At 73.8% G+C, this 4,881-nt stretch carries 5 protein-coding genes; 1 reads left to right on the top strand and 4 read right to left on the bottom strand.

Going from position 1 to position 4,881, the window contains the following annotated elements; all coding sequences use genetic code 11:
• Positions 1-188 precede the first annotated feature (188 nt).
• Entirely contained in the window at positions 189-1,247 is a 1,059-nt protein-coding gene (locus PV341_RS43835; RefSeq protein ID WP_500360836.1) for a mechanosensitive ion channel family protein, read from the bottom strand.
• Between the two features lie 233 nt (positions 1,248-1,480).
• Between PV341_RS43835 and PV341_RS43830 the strand changes: the two genes are divergently transcribed.
• On the top strand, positions 1,481-2,017 hold the full coding sequence (locus tag PV341_RS43830) for an HNH endonuclease (protein WP_499511921.1): 537 nt from the start codon (positions 1,481-1,483) through the stop codon (positions 2,015-2,017).
• Between the two features lie 102 nt (positions 2,018-2,119).
• Here PV341_RS43830 and PV341_RS43825 read toward each other — a convergent pair whose 3' ends face one another.
• Genes PV341_RS43825 through PV341_RS43815 form a run of 3 tightly spaced genes read right to left on the bottom strand, consistent with a single transcriptional unit; the run spans position 2,120 to position 4,751 of the window.
• Positions 2,120-3,508 (bottom strand): FtsX-like permease family protein, encoded by a 1,389-nt coding sequence (locus PV341_RS43825; RefSeq protein ID WP_500360835.1) that lies wholly within the window; start codon positions 3,506-3,508, stop codon positions 2,120-2,122.
• On the bottom strand, positions 3,505-4,215 hold the full coding sequence (locus PV341_RS43820; RefSeq protein WP_500360833.1) for an ABC transporter ATP-binding protein: 711 nt from the start codon (positions 4,213-4,215) through the stop codon (positions 3,505-3,507). The genes PV341_RS43825 and PV341_RS43820 overlap by 4 nt, the downstream gene beginning before the upstream one ends.
• Positions 4,212-4,751 carry a PadR family transcriptional regulator gene (locus tag PV341_RS43815; RefSeq protein WP_499511918.1) on the bottom strand — a complete coding sequence of 180 codons (540 nt, stop codon included), beginning with the start codon at positions 4,749-4,751 and terminating at the stop codon, positions 4,212-4,214. Before PV341_RS43815 ends, PV341_RS43820 begins: the two co-directional genes overlap by 4 nt.
• Positions 4,752-4,881: the final 130 nt, after the last annotated feature.

Below are 4,881 nucleotides of genomic sequence, written 5' to 3'. Positions count from 1 at the left end.
GGTCAGGGGGGCTGGTGTGCCCGGTGGTGGTAGTTAGGAAACTTTCCTGTTGGTGAAAGGCAAGGTAGGCGCCCGTGGCCGGAGCGTCAAGGGCGGTTCGCGAGGTCGGCGCCAAAGCGTTACCGGCCGCACCGCGGCACGCAAAAGGGGCGCCGGGCGGTGCCCGGCGCCCCTGGTGGGCGGTGTCGCTACTTGACGGTGCTCGGCTGGGACGGCGCCGGGGCCGTGGCCAGCGGCTGGGCCGCCAGGGCCTGCGGGGAGGCGGGGTTGGCCAGTGCGGACGGCGGGGCGACGGCGGACGAGGGGTCGGCCGGTTCGGCCTCCTCCGCCGCCTGCGGGGTTCCGCCGACGATCGCGATCCCGGCCGCGTCGAAGGCCCGCTTGATCCTCCAGCGCAGTTCCCGGGCGACCGCCGCCGACTTGCCCGGCATCGTCTTGACCTGCGCCTGGATCAGCACCGAGTCCGAGGTCACCGCCTCCAGGCCCAGCACCTCGACCGGCTCCCAGAGCACCTCGTCCCACGGCTGGTCCTTGGCCATGGCGGCGGCGGCCTCCTCGATCACCGTGCGGGCCCGGTCCAGGTCCTCCCCGTAGCCGACCTGGACGTCCACCACGGCCGTCGCCCAGCCCTGGCTGAGGTTGCCGATCCGCTTGACCTCGCCGTTGCGGATGTACCAGATCTCGCCGTTGTCGCCGCGCAGCTTGGTCACCCGCAGTCCGACCTCGACCACGGTGCCGCTGGCGACGCCCGCGTCGATGACGTCGCCGACGCCGTACTGGTCCTCCAGGATCATGAAGACCCCGGAGAGGAAGTCGGTCACCAGGTTCCGCGCGCCGAAGCCGATCGCCACACCGGCCACCCCCGCGCTGGCCAGCAGCGGAGCCAGGTTGATCTTCAGCACGGACAGCACCGTCAGTGCCGCCGTCCCCATGATCACGAACGAGGCCACGCTGCGCAGCACCGAGCCGATCGCCTCGCTGCGCTGCCGCCGCCGCTCGGTGTTGACCAGCAGCCCGCCCAGTGCGCTCGTCGCCGCGACCTCGGCGCCGCGGTTCATGCGCTCGATGAACTTGGTGATCATGCGGCGGACGACGGACCGCAGCACCAGCGCGATCACCATGATCAGCAGGATGCGCAGCCCGGCGGAGAGCCAGTCCGCCCAGTTCTGGCTGATGTAGTCGGCGGCGTCGGTCGCGCTCTTCTGGGCGTCGTCGATCGTCGTGACGGTGGACGGCGAGGGGGACACGGGCGGAAACCTCCGGGTTGGGCAGGCTTCCCACACTAACGGGGGAGGCGAAGTGTCCCGTTGTGTTGTTCGAGCGCGACGTGCGGTGATTCAGGGCATGTAAAAGGGGTGTGGTTGAAAACACCCTCGCTCCGTTACCCGGTCATGGTGGCGCCGTGACCGGGCTTCCGGAGAGACTGTGGGCAGATCGTCCCGGCGCGAGCCACGCGCCGCCGGCGTAAAAGGAGGCACCCGTGCCGCATGTCCTGGTCCTCAACGCGTCGTACGAGCCGCTCGGCGTCGTACCGCTCCGCCGCGCGCTCATCCTCGTGCTGAACAAGAAGGCCGTGTGCCTCGAGGAGTCCGGCGCCTATATGCACAGCGCGACCTGTACTGTCCCCGCTCCGAGTGTCGTCAAGCTCACCAAATTCGTCCGAGTCCCCTTTCGCGGCCCCGTGCCCCTGACCCGGCGGGCGCTGTTCGCGCGGGACGGCGGCCGGTGCGCGTACTGCGGAGGCGTCGCAACCAGCGTCGACCACGTGATCCCGCGCAGCCGCGGAGGCCAGCACACGTGGGACAACGTGGTCGCGGCATGCCGCCGGTGCAACCACCTCAAGGCCGACCGCCATGTCGCCGAGCTCGGCTGGCGGATGCGTAACCAGCCCGCCCCGCCGTCCGGTCTCGCCTGGCGGATCATCGGGACGGGGCATAGGGACCCGCGCTGGCTGCCATACCTGCAGCCATTCGGCGCGGAGGACGCCATGGCCCGGATCGACGGCATATCCGCCTGAGACCGGGCCTTCGTGTTGTCCTGAACCGTCCCGGACCGGGCTCAGGGCCCCGGACCGCACCCCCGTGCCGGTCCGGGGCCCCTTCCCGCGCCCGCCGGCCCCCTACTCGTGGCGCAACTGCGCCGGGTGCACGGTGCGGCGCAGCAGCGGCAGGGAGGTGGCGGTGGCCAGCAGGGCGGCGGCCAGCAGGCCGCCCGTGAGCAGCGCCGGCTCCAGCAGTGGCAGAGGGCGCCGCTCGTGGTGGAGCACGACGGGGAAGACGAGCGCCAGGCCGCAGCCGGCGCCGAGCAGCAGCGCCGGGACGAGGGGCAGCGCCGTCTCCAGCAGCGTGGCGCGCCACAGCACCTTCCGGGGCGTGCCCGCCGCGGCCAGGGCGGCCAGGGTCCGGCGGCGGGTCATGAGCGACTCCACGACGCCCACCGCGACGCCGCTCACGGTGACCGCACTGCCGATCAGGATGGCGAGCCCCGCCAGGTTCCAGCCGCCGATGTAGAAGGCCAGGTCGTCGGCGCTGTAGCCCGGATCCGCGCGCAGTCCGTCCAGCGTCACCCGGCGCATGGCCACCCAGCCCGCCCCCACCAGCGCCGCGAGCATCAGCACCGAGTGGGCCCGGGCCGCGGCCCAGGGGTCGTTGCGCAGCCGTTCCCCGGCGATCAGCAGCACCGGACGGCCCGACCGGGCGGCGAGCCGTCCGGTGAGCAGTGCCAGCCCCGCGCTGCTGTGGAGGAGCCCGTAGACGTACAGGACCACGAACGCCGGCACGACCACTGCGGTCGGCGCGCGTTCCAGCGCCACCCGCGTCCCCGCCAGCATCAGCGCGGTCCCCGCGAGCAGCGCCACCGGGCCCAGCAGCCAGCGGATCGCCCCGCTGCGCGGCGGGCGTCGCTTCGCGACCACGCCCAGCGGGTCGTGCGCCGACCGGCGGAGGGCGAACCGTGCCTCCAAGGTGGCCAGCACCGGCACCCCCAGGACGACCAGGACGGCGGGAAGCCACGGCACCGGCGCGTCGGTGGGCCAGGTCAGCGTCCCGCGGTCGTCCTGCACCGCCGCGACCACGGCCCGCAGCGCGAGGAAGCCCACCAGTCCGGCCACCGCCCCCAGGCCGCCGGCGGCGCCCGCCTCCAGTGCGGCGATCCGCCGGACCTGCCGCGGGGTGGCCCCGGACAGGCGGAGCGCGGCAAGCCGCCGCTCGCGCCGCAGCGCGCCGATGCGGGTGCACTGGCCGAGGAAGGCGACCACCGGGACCAGGAGCAGCAGGAGCACGGCGACGACCCCCGGCCGCAGCCCGGCGAGGTTGAGCAGGTCGTTGGTATAGCGGGGCGGCCCGTCCGCGTACCGGGTGCCGATCACGGCCACGACGGCGGCCGCCAGGGCGAAGCCCGTGCCGATGGCGGCGCCGAGCGCGGTGAGCGCCAGGCGCCACCACTCGCTGCGCGGGGAGCCCCGCAGCAGTGCCCAGGCCAGCAGGGCGTCCCCCCGAAGGCCCCTCACCGGGTCACCTCGGCGGCGGGCTCGTCCTCTGACTCGACGACGCCGTCCCGCACCGTCGCCTCGCGGTCGGCGTACGCCGCGACCTGGGCGTCGTGCGTGATCAGGAGCACGGCGGTACCGGACTCGCGGGCGGCGTGGACCAGGGCGGTCATGACCTGCTCACCGGCGAGGGAGTCCAGGGCCCCGGTCGGCTCGTCCGCGAAGACCGCCTTCGGGCCGGTGACCATCGCACGGGCCAGGGCGACGCGCTGTGCCTGCCCGCCCGACATCTCGCCCGGGCGCAGGGCGGCCTGACCGCGCACGCCGAAGCGCTCCAGCCAGGTGCCCGCACGGTCGTGGGCGGCGGCGCGGGAGGTCCCGGCCAGCAGCAGGGGCAGGGCCACGTTGTCCAGGGCGGTCAGTTCGCCGACCAGTTGGCCGAACTGGAAGACGACGCCGAAGTCGGTGCGCCGCAGCGTGGAGCGGCGGGTCTCCCCGGCCTGGTCGAGCCGCTCCGCGCCGGCCTCGCCGCCCGTGTAGCGGACCTCGCCCTCCTCCGGCCGGACGATGCCCGACATGCAGTGCAGCAGCGTGGACTTCCCGCTGCCGCTCGGGCCGGTGACGGCCAGGACCTCCCCGGGCAGCAGGCGCAGCGAGGCGCCGCGCAGGGCGTCGGTGGTGCCGTACCGCTTGACGAGGCCGCGGGCCTCGATCAGGGATGTGGTCATGCTGAGGTGACCTCCTCGGCCAGGGCGCCGAGGCGCTGCGCGGCGTTGTCGATCCAGCGCAGGTCGGCGTCGAGATGGGTGAGGGCGTAGTCGGCGGAGAGCACGGCCGACAGCGGGGCGCCGGGCGCGGTCTTCACCGCGGTGAGCTCGCGCATCCGGGCGAGGTGGGCTGCGCGCTGCAGGCGCAGGAACGCGGCGGGGTCGCCGTGGCCGGAGGCCATGATCGCCGTGACCTTGGCGAAGATCTCGTTGGCCGCACTGACGGGCGCGGGCGGTACGGGCTCGCCGAGCCAGCTCCGCAGTGCCAGCGAGCCCTGTTCGGTGAGCCGGTAGGTGGTGCGCTCCGGGCCGCCGTCGCTCTCGGTGGCGTCGACCTCGGCGAGGCCGTCGCGCACCAGGCGCTGCAGGCTGGTGTAGACCTGGCCGTAGGCGAGGGGGCGGGCCTGGGGGAAGCGTTCGTCGTGCCGCCGCTTCAGGTCGTAGCCGTGGCCGGGACCGGCGGCGAGCAGCCCCAGCAGGACGTTGCCGGTGCTCATGCGACGCGACCCCCCCTCTCTTCACTCAATACATGTACTCAGTGAATAGTGGCAGACGTGCGACCACCCCGCAACGGTCCGCAACGGTCCGCAGGCGCACGGCGGGCGGCAGGGGTGGGCTGCGGGGGTG

This window comes from Streptomyces sp. PA03-1a, assembly GCF_033792805.1.
GTDB lineage: Bacteria > Actinomycetota > Actinomycetes > Streptomycetales > Streptomycetaceae > Actinacidiphila.
The sequence above is the reverse complement of the archived record's forward strand: the minus strand, read 5'-3'. Positions and strand labels throughout refer to the sequence as shown.

What these genes read in the sequence shown, in the direction of transcription:
- PV341_RS43820 (WP_500360833.1), bottom strand. Translation starts at nt 4,215, where the DNA reads ATGACCACATCCCTGATCGAGGCCCGCGGCCTCGTCAAGCGGTACGGC.
- PV341_RS43815 (WP_499511918.1), bottom strand. Translation starts at nt 4,751, where the DNA reads ATGAGCACCGGCAACGTCCTGCTGGGGCTGCTCGCCGCCGGTCCCGGC.